Annotated in this window: 20 protein-coding genes; 4 read left to right on the top strand and 16 right to left on the bottom strand. The window is 35.0% G+C overall.

Going from position 1 to position 18290, the window contains the following annotated elements:
- Positions 1-31 precede the first annotated feature (31 nt).
- From atpA to IEW94_RS13425, 12 genes are all read right to left on the bottom strand, one after another.
- Positions 32-1612, bottom strand: a complete 1581-nt coding sequence (gene atpA, locus IEW94_RS13480; protein WP_188653941.1) for a F0F1 ATP synthase subunit alpha — start codon at positions 1610-1612, stop codon at positions 32-34.
- 7 nt (positions 1613-1619) lie between these two features.
- Positions 1620-2156: an ATP synthase F1 subunit delta gene (gene atpH / locus IEW94_RS13475; RefSeq protein ID WP_188653939.1), complete on the bottom strand. Its 537-nt coding sequence runs from the start codon at positions 2154-2156 to the stop codon at positions 1620-1622.
- Positions 2157-2164: 8 nt separating this feature from the next.
- The gene (locus IEW94_RS13470) at positions 2165-2665 is read right to left on the bottom strand and encodes a F0F1 ATP synthase subunit B (protein ID WP_188653937.1); all 501 of its coding nucleotides are present in this window, start codon (positions 2663-2665) and stop codon (positions 2165-2167) included.
- An 87-nt stretch (positions 2666-2752) separates the two neighbouring features.
- Positions 2753-2947 carry an ATP synthase F0 subunit C gene (gene atpE / locus IEW94_RS13465; RefSeq protein ID WP_166960070.1) on the bottom strand — a complete coding sequence of 65 codons (195 nt, stop codon included), beginning with the start codon at positions 2945-2947 and terminating at the stop codon, positions 2753-2755.
- Positions 2948-2983: 36 nt separating this feature from the next.
- On the bottom strand, positions 2984-4087 hold the full coding sequence (gene atpB, locus IEW94_RS13460) for a F0F1 ATP synthase subunit A (protein ID WP_188654170.1): 1104 nt from the start codon (positions 4085-4087) through the stop codon (positions 2984-2986).
- A 207-nt stretch (positions 4088-4294) separates the two neighbouring features.
- Positions 4295-4681: a DUF6168 family protein gene (locus tag IEW94_RS13455; protein ID WP_188653935.1), complete on the bottom strand. Its 387-nt coding sequence runs from the start codon at positions 4679-4681 to the stop codon at positions 4295-4297.
- Complete coding sequence (locus IEW94_RS13450; RefSeq protein ID WP_229669531.1) at positions 4681-4866, bottom strand: AtpZ/AtpI family protein; 186 nt, start codon at positions 4864-4866, stop codon at positions 4681-4683. Before IEW94_RS13450 ends, IEW94_RS13455 begins: the two co-directional genes overlap by 1 nt.
- Positions 4867-4870: 4 nt before the next feature.
- Positions 4871-5296, bottom strand: a complete 426-nt coding sequence (locus IEW94_RS13445) for a bactofilin family protein (protein WP_188653933.1) — start codon at positions 5294-5296, stop codon at positions 4871-4873.
- A gap of 12 nt (positions 5297-5308) precedes the next feature.
- Positions 5309-7876, bottom strand: coding sequence for a type IX secretion system periplasmic lipoprotein PorW/SprE (porW, locus tag IEW94_RS13440; protein ID WP_188653931.1), 2568 nt, complete (start codon positions 7874-7876; stop codon positions 5309-5311).
- A 116-nt stretch (positions 7877-7992) separates the two neighbouring features.
- Positions 7993-8688, bottom strand: coding sequence for an ABC transporter ATP-binding protein (locus IEW94_RS13435; protein ID WP_188653929.1), 696 nt, complete (start codon positions 8686-8688; stop codon positions 7993-7995).
- A gap of 28 nt (positions 8689-8716) precedes the next feature.
- Positions 8717-10189: a DUF5687 family protein gene (locus IEW94_RS13430; RefSeq protein ID WP_188653927.1), complete on the bottom strand. Its 1473-nt coding sequence runs from the start codon at positions 10187-10189 to the stop codon at positions 8717-8719.
- A 61-nt stretch (positions 10190-10250) separates the two neighbouring features.
- Positions 10251-10658: a DUF2059 domain-containing protein gene (locus IEW94_RS13425; protein ID WP_188653925.1), complete on the bottom strand. Its 408-nt coding sequence runs from the start codon at positions 10656-10658 to the stop codon at positions 10251-10253.
- Positions 10659-10780: 122 nt separating this feature from the next.
- On the opposite strand from IEW94_RS13425, the gene IEW94_RS13420 reads away from it, so the two are divergent.
- On the top strand, positions 10781-11836 hold the full coding sequence (locus tag IEW94_RS13420) for a ferredoxin--NADP reductase (RefSeq protein ID WP_188653923.1): 1056 nt from the start codon (positions 10781-10783) through the stop codon (positions 11834-11836).
- On the opposite strand, the gene IEW94_RS13415 is transcribed toward IEW94_RS13420, so the two are convergent.
- Together IEW94_RS13415 and IEW94_RS13410 are read right to left on the bottom strand one after the other, a co-directional pair.
- The gene (locus tag IEW94_RS13415) at positions 11833-12858 is read right to left on the bottom strand and encodes a glycosyltransferase family 9 protein (RefSeq protein ID WP_229669530.1); all 1026 of its coding nucleotides are present in this window, start codon (positions 12856-12858) and stop codon (positions 11833-11835) included. The genes IEW94_RS13420 and IEW94_RS13415 overlap by 4 nt on opposite strands.
- Positions 12859-12907: 49 nt before the next feature.
- Positions 12908-13513, bottom strand: a complete 606-nt coding sequence (locus IEW94_RS13410; RefSeq protein ID WP_188653921.1) for a DUF4254 domain-containing protein — start codon at positions 13511-13513, stop codon at positions 12908-12910.
- Between the two features lie 73 nt (positions 13514-13586).
- Here IEW94_RS13410 and upp point away from each other — a divergent pair, with 73 nt between their 5' ends.
- Entirely contained in the window at positions 13587-14246 is a 660-nt protein-coding gene (gene upp, locus IEW94_RS13405; RefSeq protein ID WP_188653919.1) for a uracil phosphoribosyltransferase, read from the top strand.
- Here the strand turns inward: upp and IEW94_RS13400 are convergent.
- The gene (locus tag IEW94_RS13400) at positions 14235-15158 is read right to left on the bottom strand and encodes a DUF6427 family protein (RefSeq protein WP_188653917.1); all 924 of its coding nucleotides are present in this window, start codon (positions 15156-15158) and stop codon (positions 14235-14237) included. The two genes, upp and IEW94_RS13400, sit on opposite strands and share 12 nt — an antisense overlap.
- Before the next feature lie 215 nt (positions 15159-15373).
- Here IEW94_RS13400 and IEW94_RS13395 point away from each other — a divergent pair, with 215 nt between their 5' ends.
- The gene (locus IEW94_RS13395; RefSeq protein ID WP_188653915.1) at positions 15374-15562 is read left to right on the top strand and encodes a DUF6341 family protein; all 189 of its coding nucleotides are present in this window, start codon (positions 15374-15376) and stop codon (positions 15560-15562) included.
- A gap of 31 nt (positions 15563-15593) precedes the next feature.
- Here the strand turns inward: IEW94_RS13395 and purD are convergent, their stop codons facing one another.
- The gene (gene purD, locus IEW94_RS13390) at positions 15594-16865 is read right to left on the bottom strand and encodes a phosphoribosylamine--glycine ligase (RefSeq protein WP_188653912.1); all 1272 of its coding nucleotides are present in this window, start codon (positions 16863-16865) and stop codon (positions 15594-15596) included.
- Between the two features lie 38 nt (positions 16866-16903).
- On the opposite strand from purD, the gene IEW94_RS13385 reads away from it, so the two are divergent.
- On the top strand, positions 16904-18265 hold the full coding sequence (locus IEW94_RS13385) for a phenylacetate--CoA ligase family protein (RefSeq protein ID WP_229669528.1): 1362 nt from the start codon (positions 16904-16906) through the stop codon (positions 18263-18265).
- Positions 18266-18290 lie beyond the last annotated feature (25 nt).

Genomic DNA, 18290 nt, shown 5'->3' with positions numbered 1-18290 from the left:
TATTAACTCACTACTCAATACTAAAATCTAATTATGCTCTATATTTACCTGATAAATCCTTGGCTACCGCTGTTAATGTATCAGTAACTTCATCTGTTAATTTACCTGCTTTTAATGTGCTTAACACATCAGCATGTTTTGCTCTTAAGAATTCTAAGTAATCTCTTTCAAATTCTTTTACCTTTTCAACAGGCACATCTCTCAATAAGTTTTTAGAACCTGCATAAATGATTGCAATTTGGTCCTCAACTTTAAATGGATCGTTTTGTGCTTGCTTCAAAATCTCCACGTTGCGTTTTCCTTTTTCGATAACGTTTAAAGTAACTGCATCCAAATCTGAACCAAACTTAGCAAACGCTTCTAACTCACGATACTGTGCTTGGTCTAATTTTAATGTTCCAGCTACTTTTTTCATGGATTTAATCTGAGCATTACCACCTACACGAGATACTGAAATACCCACGTTAATTGCCGGACGAACACCAGAGTTAAACAAATCACCATCCAAGAAAATCTGCCCATCAGTAATGGAAATTACGTTTGTTGGGATATATGCCGATACATCACCTGCTTGGGTTTCAATGATTGGTAAAGCAGTTAAAGAACCGCCTCCTTTTACCATCGGCTTTAGGGCATCTGGTAAATCGTTCATGTTTTTAGCAATCGCATCGTCATTAATCACTTTTGCTGAACGCTCCAATAATCTAGAGTGTAAGTAGAAAACGTCTCCAGGATACGCCTCACGTCCTGGTGGACGACGTAGTAACAAAGACACCTCACGGTATGCTACGGCTTGTTTTGATAAATCATCATAAATAATCAATGCCGGACGGCCTGTATCCCTGAAATACTCACCAATAGCAGCACCCGCAAACGGCGCGTATACTTGCATTGGTGCAGGGTCTGATGCATTTGCAGCAACAATGGTTGTATAAGCAAGCGCTCCTCTTTCTTCTAATGTTTTAGCAATTAACGCCACAGTTGAAGCTTTTTGCCCAACAGCAACGTATATACAATACACAGGATTTCCTGCGTCGTAAAATTCTTTTTGGTTTAAGATGGTATCAATGCAAACAGCGGTTTTACCTGTTTGACGGTCACCAATTACCAACTCACGTTGTCCACGTCCCACAGGAATCATGGCATCAATTGATTTAATACCTGTTTGTAACGGTTCTGTTACTGGTTCACGGAAAATAACACCTGGCGCTTTACGCTCTAATGGCATTTGATAGGTTTTTCCAGAGATTGGTCCTTTACCATCAATAGGGGTCCCTAAGGTATCAACCACACGCCCTACAATACCTTCTCCTACGTTTATGGAAGCAATACGACCTGTACGTTTTACTACAGATCCTTCTTTTACGCCTACTGAAGCTCCTAACAATACAATCCCTACGTTATCTTCTTCAAGGTTAAGTACAATACCTTCTAAACCGCCTTCAAACTCAACTAGTTCACCATATTGAACATTTGAAAGTCCGTAAGCACGTACAATACCATCACCAACGGTTAACACTGTCCCTACTTCGTCTAATGAGGCTGTTGCCTCAAATCCTGCAAGTTGTTGTTTTAAGATTGCTGACACTTCAGCTGGTTTTACTTCTGCCATCTTATTTTTAGTTTAATGTAAATTCTCTTTTTAAATTGTTTAGGTTATTGGAAATGCTTGCATTGTATTGCTTATCTCCAACTCTTAAGATGAAGCCCCCTAAAATGCTTTCATCTACTATATTTTCAAGAGTTACCTCTTTATTTGTAAGCGCTTTTACCTTAGCAAGTACTTTGGTTTCCAATTCTTTTGTCATAGGAACCGCCGTGGTTACCTTAGCTATTTCTTTGCCGTTAAAATCATCAAACAAAATACTGTACTGCTTTGCTATATCGTTTAAAATAGTCATTCTCTTATTAGAAATCAATACATCAAACAGTCCAGAACTAATTGCATTAAGTTTTGGAAAAACAGCTAAAAGGGCATCCTTTTTTGTTTCAGATTTTATAACAGCATTGTTAAGCATGTTGCTTAGCTCTGTGCTATCGGCAAATGTGTTAGCTATTAACATCATATCATTATTAACAACATCAGCCTTTTTTTGATCTGTTGCCAAACTTAAAAGTGCCTTTGCGTAACGTATTGCTGCTCTTGATCCTGCCATGTCTGGTTTTAATTTAGTTTAGCATCATCTAACATAGACTCAACCAATTTTTCTTGTTTGTCTTTGTTGGATAGTTCTGCACGAACTACTTTTTCTGCTATTTCAATAGATAGATTTGCCACTTGAGCTTTCAAATCGGCAATCGCCGCTTTCTTTTCGGTTTCAATAGTTGCTTGTGCTTGAGCAATAAGTTTTCCAGCTGTTTCTTTAGCTTCGTCCTTGGCGTCTTCAATCATTTTGATTTTCATGTCACGCGCTTCTTTCAACATCGCTTCACGCTCTGCTCTAGCCTCTTTTAACAACTTTTGATTATCCGCTTGAAGGTTTTCCATTTCCAATCGTGCTTTTTCTGCAGATTCCAATGCGTTTTTAATACCTTCCTCTCTATCGTTAACTGAGTCTAAAATAGGTTTCCATGCAAACTTTTTAAGCAATAAAATAAGTGCTATAAAAAGTATTGCTTGCCAAATGAACAACCCTAAAGAAAATCCTCCAAATAATTCTTCCATAATAACTTATATTTCTAAAAACAACTTCTGTTTAATTTTATAAAAAAGTAGCTATAACCAACCGTTACAGCTACTTTTTAATGTGATTTACTTTGCAAATAAAGCTGCAAAGGCAATACCTTCAATCAACGCTGCTGCAATAAGCATAGCGGTTTGAATTTTTCCAGTAGCTTCTGGTTGACGTGCAATAGCTTCCATAGCTGAACCACCGATTCTTCCGATTCCGATTCCGGCTCCTATTACGATTAAACCTGCTCCTACAATTTCAGGAATATTTCCCATAATATATATATAATTAAAAATTAAACATTCAATTTATTAATGTGCTTCATCATGGTGTTCTTCAACCGCCATACCGAAGTATAACGCTGAAAGCACCGTAAAAATATAGGCTTGCAATACTGCTACCAACAACTCCAAAATAGCCAATACAAACGCCAATACAAATGATAATGAACTCCCTATCCAATTATTAAAAATAAACATCATACCAATAATGCTCATTAAAACGATATGTCCTGCCGTGATATTGGCATACAAACGAATCATTAATGCAAATGGCTTGATAAACGTCCCTAATAGTTCAATAGGTGCTAATATGATTTTCATTGGCCATGGCACTCCTGGCATCCAGAAGATGTGCGCCCAATAATTTTTATTTCCTGAAAATGTTGTAATGATATAGGTAATCAATGCCAAGCACAAGGTTACGGCAATGTTATTAGTGACGTTCATACCTATTGGTGTTAAACCAAATAAATTGACTATCCAAACAAAGAAAAATACTGTTAACAAATAACTCATGTATTTCTTATAATGTTTTTCACCAATGTTTGGTATGGCAATTTCATCTCTAACATACAACACAATAGGCTCTAATATGCGGCCGATCCCCATCGGTAAATTATTGTTCTTCTTGTAAGATTGTGCCATTTGTTTAAACATGAAAAACAAAATGACAAATACCATAAAAATCAAGGTAACATTCTTAGTTATCGAGAAATCCAATGGTTTTGCATTGGTTGCGTGGCCATGTTCGTCTAAATGGATCGTTCCATTAGGGCCATCAACTTTATAAATTTTTGAATGAAAAACTTTATAATAACTGCCATCAACTGCTGCCACCTCTTCACCATGGTGGAATTTAGACGACATAAATACTTTTAAACCATTATCCCACAGAATTACAGGCAACGGAAAACCAACATGTTTCGTCTCACCTTCTTCAGTGTCGTATGAATACAGCCCAAAATCATATGAATCTTTTAAATGATGCAGAATATATTCTTTCATTTCTGTCTCTTTATCAGATTTTGAACCTTCAAGCAGGTTTTCTTCTGAATGGCCTTCTTGCCCATACGACATGAAGGTTAATAAAAACAGTAATAATGTAATTGGTTTTAAAGCTATTTTTCTTTGCATATCACTTAAATAATAGTGGCCTAAAAATCGGTGCAAAAGTATGTTTTTATCTTATAAAAAAAAACAAAAATTTTTACTTTATTTAACATATCAACTTTTATTGCATTTTTAGGCTTATCGCTTTGCCAAAAATTCTTGTAAAAGAACAAAAAATAAGCATAGTAAATTTAATTTCAAATACTTAGTAAAAAAGAAAAAGGAATACTATCAATCTATTTTGTTTAGCCATTTCACGAGGCTGATGGTTTCAACAATCAACCCCAAAGCATACGGAACGAAAAAAGCTGCAAACTCTAATTTAGTGATATGGTCATCTGCTTTATATCCTGGATAAAAAACGATAAAAAAAACAGCGAATTTTAAAATACTTCCGGTTATAAACAAAAAGCCCAATTGGTTCTTTTGTTTATTCCGCAATGAATAGAGCAACCCAAAAATGAGTACGACCAATCCCAAATTAATCAGGTAGGCCGCAATTATTTTATTTCCAAATAATGGTAATTGAAACGCCTTTAATACAATGATATGCAAACAAAAAGCAACGGCTAAAATAGCTGTTGCCTTTTTTGTGAAACTTATAAATGGATTACTCATTAATATTTTATTCGATTGACTTGCTTAATGACAGCGTACAGAGAAATGGCCACCCCAAAAAGTGTCATGATAATAAGAAAAAGTTTATCGTTATTATTAAACTTGGTATCCAGCCATTTACCAAGAAGCACAAACAGATAGATGGTTACACCCATTTGTATGGCAATTCCTGAAAGTACCGCCACGTTTTTAAGCTGTCTTCCCGGTTTCTTGTTCTCGTTGTTGTCCTTGTTGTCCACTTTTGTTCATTTCTTTAACGGTACCTTTCATCACGCAGGTTACATTAAAAGTAGCTCCTGGTTCTACGGCCAATTTGCCAACCACAACTTCACCTTCAATATGCGCTGTTGACTTTAAGGTCAGCGTACCTGACAATGCTAACTTGCCTGAAAATTTACCTTCAACATGAGCATCTGTTCCGTGTAAAGATCCTTTAACAAGACCCGATTTGCCAACCACAACCTTCCCGGTGGTTTTTATATTACCTTCAACAGTGCCATCTATTCTAAAATCGCCTTCACTATTGAGATCACCAATAATTTTGGTGCCTTGGGCGATATTTTGGCTTGATGTAATGTCTTCCATTTTTTTACCTTTTTTGTTATCCGTAAACATTTTGCTATTAATTTAGTTACTATCCATACTTAGATATGCCTCTAAATTCTTATGGATTTGTATGATTTGATAATTGGGTGATGATATTGTAAAATACGGGTTTTTTATTTTCTTTTGGTCCTCTTTGGTCAATAATTGGTTAAATGTTTTTGCTACCTGGGCATTTTTTAAACCATGAACAACTACAAACGTTGTGTTTGGGCCGTACACATCAACTGATGTTGAAAGGTTATAATACTTAATGTTTTTTAAAACCTCATCCAATGTTTCTTGAAACTTGGATATGGTGGCAGCATCAGCATTATCAAATTGAAAGATTACCTTATAATTGTTGGCAAGACTGTCTGACACAAATTCTTGATTCTGTAATTTAGGTAAAACATTGGTTTCTATATCTTGTGCCTGTTTTCCTTCTGGAGTATTTGCATAAGTAACCGCTATATAATTAATGGCTTTACTGTATGCTTCAAGTCCATATAATCGTCCTGAAACCGTGGCTTTTAACAGTTCAAATTTAGGCACAATGGGTTCGCCGTCAAATGCGTTGATATAGGTATCACATTCAGAAATAACCTCTGCGTATTTCTGGTTTTCTTGTTTATTATAAACGTTTTCATAAATGTTTTCCGGACTGTTTTTATCCTCTAAAACTGCTGATTCTGGATTATTCAATATAGCGGCATAGCGTGAATCTGGAAAATTAGATATGATGTCATTTTTTGCAATTAAGGCTTCATCAGCTTGACCTAATTCTGTATAGATTTTATATAAATTGTATTTTGATGGTAGAATCAATCGGTCTTCTGGATTGCTTTTTAGCAGCGTTTCAAACTTGCTTTTTGCCAACTCATATTCCTTGAATTTTTCTTTGTAAATCAATCCTAACTGATAATAAGCAAAATTGCGGTCTTTGGTAATACTGTCAATTTCTTTTTTGTCTGTTGGAATTTTTGATATGTAATATTGTGGATTATATAGTTCGTCTTCAGTTGCATTTGCAAAGACTTCGTTACTGTTTAGCAAATCGTTATTGGCATTTGAATTACCTTTATTTGACCACCTCCAATTGTCTTCTAATGGTCTGTCTCCCCAAATTTTTACAAATTCATTTTTCCCGTATGCTACCGTTGTTGGGTTATAAAAGTAAAAGGTGTTGGCTCGGTTTGGCATACCTCCTCTGGGCGCCATAGCATTAGAAGCTCCTGTAGCGCTATTATTGACTGTGATCAATCCGTTGTTGTTTAACGCTTTTTCTTGTTTTTCTTTTTCTTCCTCAGCCTTGGCTTTTAATGTCTCAATTAGCGATTCAAAATAGGCTACTTTGTCTTGCTCTGGCATGTTTACCAATCTAAGAATGCTGTCATTAACTTGGGCAACGCCTTCGTAATAAATTACATCTTCAAGGTTGTCGCGTTTTCGTTTAATAATGCGATACGGTTTTGAGTTAAGCGCCAAGTTGTTCATGGTGCTGTCATAGTAAGCTCCTGCTTCTTTGTATTCTGAATTATCAAAACTTATATCACCAAGTATTTGATAATCTCTAGCTTTTAGTTCTTTGTCTTGTGACCTTTCTCGTAATGATTTATTAAAATACTTGATTGCTAATTTTTCTGAATTATTCTTTAAATGATAGGCCCCAATTTGATAGTAGATTTTATCAAGAAACGGTCTGTTTTCCCTGTCTTCTTCAAGGTCTGTCAATAATTCCAAACAAGCTAATTTATCGCCGTGCTCATAATCAAAGTTTTTGATTTTTTCCAATTGGGCACTTATCATATAAATTCGTGGGGTTTTTCTGTTGAGCTCAATAACCTTATCAAAAGCAATATTGGCGCTATCCTTGTATCCTAGAGTATTGTAAAGCTGCCCTTGTATAAATCGATAACGTCCCCGTTCATCATTGCTTTTTGTGGCATTGGCAGCTATTTCCAATTGGGTAATGGCACTGTCAACCGATTTTGTGTTTAAATAAGCTTGCGCCAACATTGACGTGGCATCGGCCAAGTCTTGGTCTTTTAATTCCTCTTGATCTAAAAGCCGTTTTAGGTTTTTTATGGCCAATTCATCATTGTCCAAACGAATATTGGTCTTTTCTCTCCAAATTTTAGCTTGGTTTATTTTATCACTAGCCGGATATTTATAAAGGATATAATTAAAGGCTTCCAATGCTGGGACAAAACGTTGGTCAAAATATCTGGCTTTACCCAACAACAAATACGCTTCATCAATTTGAGGGTTTTTTTCTTTCCCATCAATATTCATACTATGCTTTTGAATGGCCTTGACAGCCTTTTCTTCTGCTCTGTTGAAATTTTCGTTTTTGGATTGTCCAGGAAGTATAACCTCATCCGATATTTGCATGCGTTCAATTGGAAGAATGTCCCAATAATTATCCTGATAACTGTCATTAAGACTGTTCCTGCCTTGCTCTAAAGCCAAGTAACCATTGTACAGCGTATTGTATTCCGCAGTAATGGCATGAAAATTACGATTGATAAACTTATCCTTTTTTCTTGAACAACTTGTTACAACAATTGAAGAAAAAACGACAATTAATATGAATTTAAAAGATGTTTTCAATACCCCTTATTTTGTGTAATAAATAACTATAAAGTCCTGCATATATTATGCAAGTAGGTAAAAATAAGCATCTTTTTTGATTAACCTATAAAATGAAATGACTTTTGGGTGAAGTGTTATCCAGCAAAATGAGCTTCCAGTTCTTTTAGTGTCTCTTTGCTTGTTGCTAGGTCTTTGATAATTTCGCCTTTTTCCAGAACCACAATACGTTCACAAACATCGGTTACGTGCATTAAATCATGACTTGAAATAAGAACGGTTACGCCTTTTGTCTCAGCCAAATCCTTAATGATTTGCTTTAAACGAATTTGGGTTGTTGGGTCTAAGTTGGCAAAAGGCTCATCTAAAATAATAACCTCAGGATTTCCTATTAAAGCCGCTACAATACCAGCCTTTTTTTGGTTTCCTTTACTCAAATCACGTAAATACTTCTTTTGGTTTAAAATTTCACCGTGAAAAAAATCTTCAAACTGTGACAACAGCGCATCTACATCGGCTTTGTTTTGATTGCGCAATTCACCTACAAAATAGAAGTATTCTTCAGGCGTTAAATAACCTATCAAAAAACTTTCATCAATAAAAGATGACGTGAACGGTTTCCAGTCTTCGCTTTCATTAACCAACACATCGTTATTAATTATTTGGCCTGTTGTGGGTTGGATTAAATCCAATAATAAACTGAAATAGGTTGTTTTACCAGCTCCATTATTACCAACCAAACCAAAACTTTGGCCTTTTGGTATTTCAAGAGATTCTATATTCAAAACCAGATTGTCGTTATATTTTTTTGAAAGGTTAGATGTTGTAATCATAATTTGAATGAATTTTTTTTACCGTTGATTAGTTTTTTTCAGCAAATGCTGCCACTGTTTTATACTTGCCTTTTTGGTAGAGATTTTCAATTTTGCTCAAAAAGAAGTTTTTAAACACAATACCCAATACACCACTTAAAGCCAATACCATGATGCCTACTTCAAAATTCACTAATTTGTAGGGGATGTAAAACAACAGCATGGGCAATCCCAATTTTGGTAAGGCTATAAGCATTTGTGTTGGATTAAAGCCATTGGTATTACTGAACGCCTTTGCTTTTACGTTCAGCTCTATGGGCACTCGGTTTAAAGCGCCGCCAAACAAGGTGATGAATGAATTCAACCCAATATTAAATAAAGCGCCTGCGGCTATCATTCCAAATATTTTCCAGCCAAAATACAGGTATGGAGTGCTCAATACAAAAGAAATAGTCACCGCCACAACCATGAGATACCATTTGGATTCTAAATATTTCCGGTACGGAATGTTTTGGCTCATCAGTAGTTTGTAATATTCACTGTCCCAAGACGGCACCAATTGCCCAAAGGTCATTAAAAACCCACCCGTAACAAACATAGAGGCAAACGCCAAAAAGGCGGGCATTTTTTGATAGGCTTCTTGTGTGTAAAATATCAATCCGTAGAATAAAAACAGAAATGACATCATTAATACCTGTTTTGGTCTTGCATTGCGCCAAATCAACCGCAAATCATTTTTAAGGAATACCGCAATACTTCCAAAACGGTCCAGCCAAGATAAATCGGAGGTACTGACCGTTTCTACTTTTTTGGAAATAGCTCCGTCTAAATAAAATCCTTTTTTAATATCATTAAAATTGATTCGATATAAGGCAACCAATAATAACATAGGGATTAACACTAAGTACGGTTGATTGAACAAGGTATTAAAGGCAACCCCAATGGGTTCAGAAATTTTAAAAATTTGATAGACTTCCAAACCAATAAAAATGGCCAAGACACTAACAATGCTATAGAAATAGGCGTTATTTTTATTAATCAAAAAATTAATGAAATTGTTACAAAACGTCAATGTCATTACAGACACAAACCAACACAACACATTAACAACCGGATAACCTTGTACCAACAACACTATAGTAAAAGGTAAAAAGATAAAAAGCGGTAGAAAGTTGAAAAATGATATGGCTGTTTTTCCCAACAAATAATGAATAACCGTTTCTCGTTTTATGGGTATGGTCATTAACGGTTTGATGTTCATAACCGGTAATTGTTGCATAAAAAACCTAATAACCAAATCAAACAACAACCAATAGATTAAAAAGTTGTTAACCATAACCATGGGATCGGTATTTGGCATAGCTTTTTTCAATATGAAAAAGATGCCTATTCCAAAAAATATGGCTATAGCACTAAAATAAGCTGCCGCAAAAAACAGCAGTATTTTTATGGCAATTCCTTTTTGGAAATAAGAAGCTCTTGAGAATTGTTTCCACTCTAAACTTAAAAAACGCTTGACCATCGTGTTAATTACTTTTTTAAAAATCTAATGAAATGGGCAATATACGATTGCCATGGGTATCTTAATTATACTTTTGGGCAATTGCTTGCACTTCCATTCCCCAAGATTGGCCATACATCATGGCTTTTTGAGCAAGTGTAACCTGTTTTGAAGCTAATTTTTTACCTAAATCTGAATTATAAAATGCCACTAATTCTTTTATTTCATCTTGTGTGAATTCTGTCATATATAACTCCGCCATTTTATCATAAAGTCCGTCCAATGTTGCATTAGCCTCTTTTGTGTAAGCGTCTTTATTTTCATCAGAAACCCCGGCGCCTATTTGTGCTATAGCATTATCAAAAGCTGTAGTGGCTCCTGTGATTTTTATAAATTCTATGGTTTCTTTTTTGAATTCTGAATTGTCTTGGGCTTGAACTTGAATTGCAATTGCAATCATAAACAGACATGGTAGTAAAATTTTTTTCATCGTGTTTTTATTTTTAATGGTTACTGTAAATATACTATAATAAGTAAGTTTTTTATTGTAAATGTTACAGCCAAAGTTAAAATTTACTAATCATCTTTACTATTTTTGTAAAAAAATAACGCATGTCTACATTCCATAAACTTACCATAAAAGAAATAAAACGAGAAACCAATAAATCGGTGAGTATCAGTTTTAATGTGCCTGAACATTTAAAAGATGTTTTCTCTTTTAAAGCTGGACAATATATCACCTTAAAGACTACCGTGGATGGTCACGAATTAAGACGTGATTATTCGCTTTGTTCATCACCCAAAAGTGGTGACCTTAAAATAGCTGTAAAAGAAGTTAAAGATGGTACCTTTTCGGCCTATGCAAACTCGCAATTAAATGTTGGGGATATCTTGGAAGTAGCACCCCCTAAAGGGCGATTTATTTTCACACCCAATGATTCCATAACCAAAAACATTGCCGCCTTTGCCGCTGGTAGTGGTATTACGCCCATTATGAGCATAATAAAATGTGCTTTGGAAGAAGAAATACACAGTAAGGTCATTTTAGTGTACGGAAACAAAACTACCGCCGATACCATGTTTTTAAATGAGCTTTTAGAGCTTCAACACCAATATAAAGATCGCTTTTCCATTCAGTTTGTTTACAGTCAGGCCGATGAAGATGAATCCATTTTTGGACGTATTGAAAAAAGTACGGTCAACTACGTCATGAAAAACAAACACAAACATGTTGAGGTTGATGCATTTTACCTTTGTGGACCAGAAGGCATGATTCATACGGTGAAAGATGTGTTGACTGGTCACGGTATTGACGAAAACACCATTCATTTCGAACTGTTTAAAGCAGCCAAATCCGTTGAAATAGAAGAAGAAACCACAGCAACTGGTAAAACCAAAATCACGGTTATTGTTGATGAGGAAGAAACCACCTTTGAAATGTCTCAAAAACAGACCATTCTTGAAGCGGCTTTGGATGAAGACATAGATGCCCCATACTCCTGTCAAGGCGGTATTTGCAGCAGTTGCTTGGCGCGCTTAAAAGAAGGTGAAGCAACCATGCGGCAAAACAATATTTTAACCGATAGTGAACTTGCAGAAGGCTTGATATTAACCTGTCAGGCCCAGCCAACAACTCCTACTGTTGTGGTCGATTATGATGACATTTAAATAACCGATTTTATTTTGCTTATGATGGTTTCAGGGGAAATGGTTCCCGCAGCATCTTTATAGGTTTCTGGATATGAATTTCCATACACTGAGGTCGGTATTTTTGGGAACCGATTCCTATCTGCTGTCAAGGCATAATCACTTGGTTGGTTGAATGGAGCAAACCCTGCAAACGGATGTGTAACACCCCAAATGGTGATAACTTTTATGCCTAACATAGCGGCTATGTGAGCGTTTGCTGAATCCATTGAAAGCATCAAATCAAGGTTTGAAACAATATCCATTTGTTCATCAAGTGATGATTTCCCGGCAATATTTTTTACATTTTGATAGGATGATTCTATGCCTTCTAAAATTTTAGATTCCTGTTTTCCGCCGCCAAACAATAGGATTTTATAGTCTTTAGAAAGCATTTCAATGACTTGTTCCATCAAATCTAAAGGGTACATTTTGCCAGTATGTGCCGCAAAAGGCGCAATGCCAATGGTTTTCATTTTAGGGTTATCACCTTGAATGCTGCTTTGAATCTTAGAACTCAATTTTACCTTTTCCGGAAAGGTTGGATTCGTTAAATCTATTGGAAATCCTAGCTGCTCAAATACATCAGCATAACGCTGATGGGTTGTTTTAAGTGGCTTGAAAACTTTGCCCGTGGTCAAGGCTTTTTTCTCTTCTCGCCCTTTATTGATTTGAATAAACGGATATCCTGACAGAAAGAATTTCAGGATATTTGTGCGTAGTACATTGTGTAAATCGGCAATAACATCTATGTTTTGTGCTTTTAGTTGTTTGGCTAATTTCTTTAAGCCCAAAACACCTTTATGCTCTTCTTTTACGTGAGCAGGAAAGACGGAAACATTGGGTATATGCCTGAAAAACGGTTTGTAAAGTTCCCTGGTGAGCACCGTAATTTTTAGTTGTGGATGTTGGTTTACTAAGGCCCTGATAACCGGGACTGTCATGGCAACATCTCCCATTGCTGAGAGACGGATAGCGACAATATGTTTTGGTTGTTTAGGCATTTCAAGAGGAATCTATAGGTTCCTGAAACAAATTCAGGATTATACACTTTCATTTTTGTCCTCTCAATACTGGGTTTAGCTCATCGTCATTATACATTTTCATTTGCTTGTATACTTTCATATACTTATCGCCGTTAGCAATGTCATTAAGCAATGTATCAATAGCTGTTGATAGGTCTACCCGTTGTTCCAATAAAACATTGAGCTTTTTTTGGCAAGCTGCTCTATGTAAGTCCGAAGCATCCTCACGAGTAGCTTCTTCATTCATGTGATAGATTTTCAATGCTAAAATGGATAATCTGTCTATGCCCCAAGCCGGACTTTCGGTATTTATTGTAGCGTTTTCTTTAGGGGTTACATTTCGGTACTTATCTAAAAAATAGCTGTCAATGTATTCCACCATATCGGTTCTGTCTTGATTTGATGCGTCAATTTTACGTTTTAAGGTTAACGCTTCAACAGGATCAATATTAGGGTCTCTAATAATATCTTCATAATGCCATTGAACGGTGTCAATCCAACATTTTCTATATAATAAATGTTCTATTAAATCACTTTCATCATACTTGTTTTTAAAAGGTTGATCCACCGTGTTGATAATGTGATATTGATTGATAACATCTTGAAAAATAGCATTAGCTTTTGTTGTAAACATAACATAAAATTTTAAAGTGTAAATATACTTCTAATTAATTAACTTTACTACTCAAAAACAGAGATAGTAATCCATGCATATTCATAATTTATCACAGCAAAACTCCGTATTAAATACATTTATTTCAGAAATTAGGAATGTTTACATTCAAAAAGACAAGATGCGGTTTAGAAAAAACATAGAGCGCATTGGCGAGGTCTTAGGGTACGAAATGAGCAAGGTTTTGAATTATACCACATCTGAAATTAAAACACCTCTAGGAACCTCTAAAATAAATTTAATAAGCGATAATATTGTGCTTTGTTCCATTTTAAGAGCAGGGATCCCGCTTCATAACGGATTGCTGAATTACTTTGATGCATCTGAAAACGCGTTTATTTCGGCATATAGACATCATCAAGAAAATTCTGATGATTTTGAAATTATTGTAGAATATTTGGCGTGCCCTGATTTAGAAAACAAAACACTAATTCTGGCTGATCCCATGTTGGCAACCGGTCAATCAATGGTGACCACATTTGAAGCCCTTAAGCCTTTTGGAACGCCAAAAGATATTCATTTAATAAGTGTTATAGGTGCTCAAGAAGGTGTGGATTACTTAAAAACACATTTTTCAAATGATACGCATTTATGGATAGCAGCTATTGATGAGAAACTGAATGACAAAGGTTATATAGTTCCTGGACTCGGTGATGCTGGTGATTTGTCTTATGGTGAAAAACTACAACACTAACAACCCCAAAGGAACCACTATTAATATAGCCAAAAACAGTTCTTTAAACCATTGCTCTTCAATGCTTTCAACATAGTTTGTTATAACTATGGAAAGTGGTGCAAACAAAAATAAAAATTCACTCCCGTTTTTTTGAGGAGCCAAAATAGATATAACAAAAGCAATTATAAGTGTTACAAAAACAACTTTAAAAGAAGGCCTTAAAACTTTCTTTTTCTTTTTAATGATCTTCACAAAAAAAATGGATGACCAAACCCCAAAGGAGAACAGCACCGTAATAGCTATTAAATATTGAAGCTGGTCATAATTGTTATAATTATAACTAACCGCGGGGGAGGTATTAAATAACCCGAAAAAATCGTCATACAAAACAATGGATATACTGGTAAATAACACAAAAACAGTTATTAAGCCAACAAAAGGAACAATCCAATTTTTTATTCTATTATCCGTGTACAACAGCAATGTGATAAAAATCAAAACAAAAAATAAAATAGCCCAAAAGTAGAATAAAGCTGCAATACCAAACCAAAAAGCAGCATCAAACAATTTATTCTTGGTGTGGTTTGGAGTCCTTAGGCTTAATACTCGTCGTAAACCAAGCAGCACAAAAAAATTAGCAAAAAGGATATCCTTGTCTAGAGTTGTCTTCGGAAACATTAAAAAAAACAATCCAAACAAAAGAATTTGGTAGTGGTTGTTTTTAGTCAAACTATTTTTCCCAACAATAAAGTTAAAGGTCAATATTGAAAAATAGCAAGCAAAAAACAAGATGGTGTGCCCAACAAAAGTGACGAACGACATGGATTCTTTAAAAAATGGTTGATTGGCTTTGGTAAAAGCGATAACCATAATAAAAAAAACAATTACAAAATTTATTGGCTTTGATTTACTAAAAACGCTTGTAATCATTAACTCTTTTTGTATTTTTGCTTCGTAAATATACTAACAATGTGGCTGATTTGGATAAAATATTTATGCCTGTAAATATTTTATGCCTTTTGAAAGTCACTTGAGCTATTAAAATAATTAACACATGAAACGTCCATCAATAAAATTTAACCATAGACTTAAATGATTTTCTGGATGTTACATCTGACCATTAAAAAACCAATAAATACAAACAGATGAAAGACTTTTTTTATGCCATACAAGATTTATTTGTCAATGTGCTTTTCGCGCCTTTTGATGCTTTAAGGGCTCTAGAACTTGATAGTTGGTGGGCAGCAAATGTGGTGTCTTGGATTTTACTAACTATTGGCTGTGTGGCTTTTGCCTATTGGATGAAACAATTAAAGACCTTTGGCAATGAATAAATTGGCAGTATAGGTAAACGCCTTTTCCTGTTTATAAATCAAAGCCAATATCTTTTCGAAAATACATCTTATCAAAATGTAGTTTTTCTATGTTTTGGTAAGATTTTTTTATGGCTTCTTGGTAACTGTCTCCATATGAAGTTATGGCCATAACACGACCACCAGAAGTAACTACTTTACCATCTTTAATGGTTGCCCCGGCATGAAACGGAATGGAATCTTGGATGTTTTCAATTCCTGAGATTTCCTTGCCTTTTTCATAGGCTTCTGGGTAACCGCCAGACACTAACATGATGGTTGTAGCAGCACGTTTATCAATTTCAATATTAATCTTGTCCAATGTTCCTTTGGCCATTGCTTGCAGAATCTCAACAAAGTCGCTTTTGAGCCTTGGTAATACCACTTCAGTCTCTGGATCGCCCATTCTTACATTATATTCAATCACTTTGGGGTCATTGCCCACTTTTATAAGACCTATAAATACAAAACCAACATACGGTAACTTATCCTTTTGAAACCCTTCAATAGTTGGTTTTACAATGCGTTCTTCTATTTTACTTAGAAATTCATCTGTTGCAAATGGTACTGGAGACACGGCTCCCATGCCACCTGTATTCAAACCGGTATCGCCTTCTCCAATGCGTTTGTAGTCTTTTGCTGTTGGCAGAATTTTATAGTTTTCCCCATCAGTAAGGACAAAACAACTCAATTCAATGCCGTCTAAAAACTCTTCAATGACCACTTTGGTACTTGCTTGTCCAAACTTAGCATCTACCAACATGCTTTTAAGTTCAGCTTTTGCTTTATCTAAATCATTTAAAATCACAACGCCTTTTCCTGCTGCCAATCCATCTGCTTTTAAAACGTATGGCGGATTTAAGGTTTCTAAAAACGCATACCCTTTTTCAACCGTTTCTGGCGTAAAGCTTTCATAAGCTGCTGTAGGTATATTATGCCTAAAAAGAAACTCTTTGGCAAATTCCTTACTCCCTTCCAGTGTTGCAGCTGCCTTTTGAGGTCCAATTACAGCAATATGCTTTAAGGCTTCATCATTTAAAAAGAAATCGTGAATACCTTGCACCAATGGATCTTCTGGACCAACCACTACCATGTCAATTGCTTTCTGTAGTGCTAATTCTTTGATAGCTTCAAAGTCGGTTACACTAATATTCACATTGGTTGCTATTTTAGAAGTTCCTGAATTTCCAGGTGCCACATATAGGTTTTTACATCGTGGACTTTGTGCGATTTTCCAAGCAAACGTGTGTTCCCTTCCGCCAGAACCAAGAATTAAGATGTTCATTATGTTGTGTTTTCTTTTGAAAAGCAAAAATAAAATTAATGCCTCGAATTCACGAATATTTTTTATTTACTTTACAAAAAATACTGATTATTTTGAAATTGTTTGATCTTTCTTTAAAACTTAACGGATTTCCCATAAAAGAGGCTCAAAAGACGTTGAAATCTATTCAAAAGATTGGAGATAATGATTTTGAAACTTATGTCAATCAACAAAAACAGGATATTGTTGATTATCATTTAACATACAATCCGTTTTACAAGTCTTTTGCCAAAGGTAAAAACATAAAAGATTGGAACAGTATCCCCGTAATGACCAAGCGAGATTTGCAACAACCTTTAACCAACCGACTTTCTGAAGGATTTCATATTAAAAATGTGCATATACATAAAACCTCTGGTTCATCTGGAGACCCATTTATTTTCGCAAAGGACAAATTTTGTCATGCGTTGACTTGGGCCGTCATTCAAGACAGGTTCAGCTGGTTAGATATTGATTTTAACTCCTCTAAACAAGCACGGTTTTATGGCATTCCATTGCATAAAAAAGGCTATTATAAAGAGCTAATTAAAGATACTTTGGGTAACCGCTATCGGTTTTCGGTTTTTGACTTAAGTGACAAACAACTTCATAAAAATCTGACTAAATTTAAAACAACCAAGTTTGATTACATTAATGGCTATACTAGCTCTATTGTTCAATTTGCAAAATTTTTAAAGAAAGAAAAGGTGATTTTAAAACGTGTTTGTCCATCATTAAAATACTGCATAGTCACTTCTGAAATGCTTTTTGAAATCGATAATGAACTATTAGAAACTCAATTTGGAATTCCAATAATTAATGAATATGGTGCAGCGGAATTAGGGTTTATTGCATTTCAAAACAAAAAAAATGAATGGGTTATAAATTCAGATGATTTGTTTGTGGAAATACTCGATGACGATAATCGTGTTTTGCCCTATGGAGAAGAAGGGCGTGTTGTAATTACTTCGTTATATAATAAAGCACATCCTTTTATACGATACGATATTGGTGATTTTGCTGTTCTTTCAAAGAAGAGCACTTTTAAAAAACCTCTTTTAGAGAGCCTTATTGGAAGAACTAATGACTTAGCTATTTTGCCAAGTGGAAAAAAAGCAGCTGGGCTTACGTTTTACTACATTACAAAAAGCATTATTGAAGATGATGGGAACGTAAAAGAATTTATTATTGAGCAACATACAAAAAGTAACTTTAAAATTAAGTATACTAGTGATAGGCCCCTTTCTTCTGAAAACACAAAACGAATTCTTTCAGAAATGGAAACCTACCTTGAAAAAGGACTTACCATTGTTTTTGAGAAAAAAGCCTTTTTACAACGTTCAAAAAGCGGCAAACTAAAACAGTTTAAATCTTTTTTGTAGATATTAATTTACCTTGATTTTAAAA

Source organism: Yeosuana aromativorans, from assembly GCF_014646655.1.
Taxonomy (GTDB): Bacteria; Bacteroidota; Bacteroidia; order Flavobacteriales; family Flavobacteriaceae; genus Yeosuana; species Yeosuana aromativorans.
Note: the sequence above shows the minus strand (reverse complement) of the source record. Positions and strands in the feature narration are given on the sequence as shown.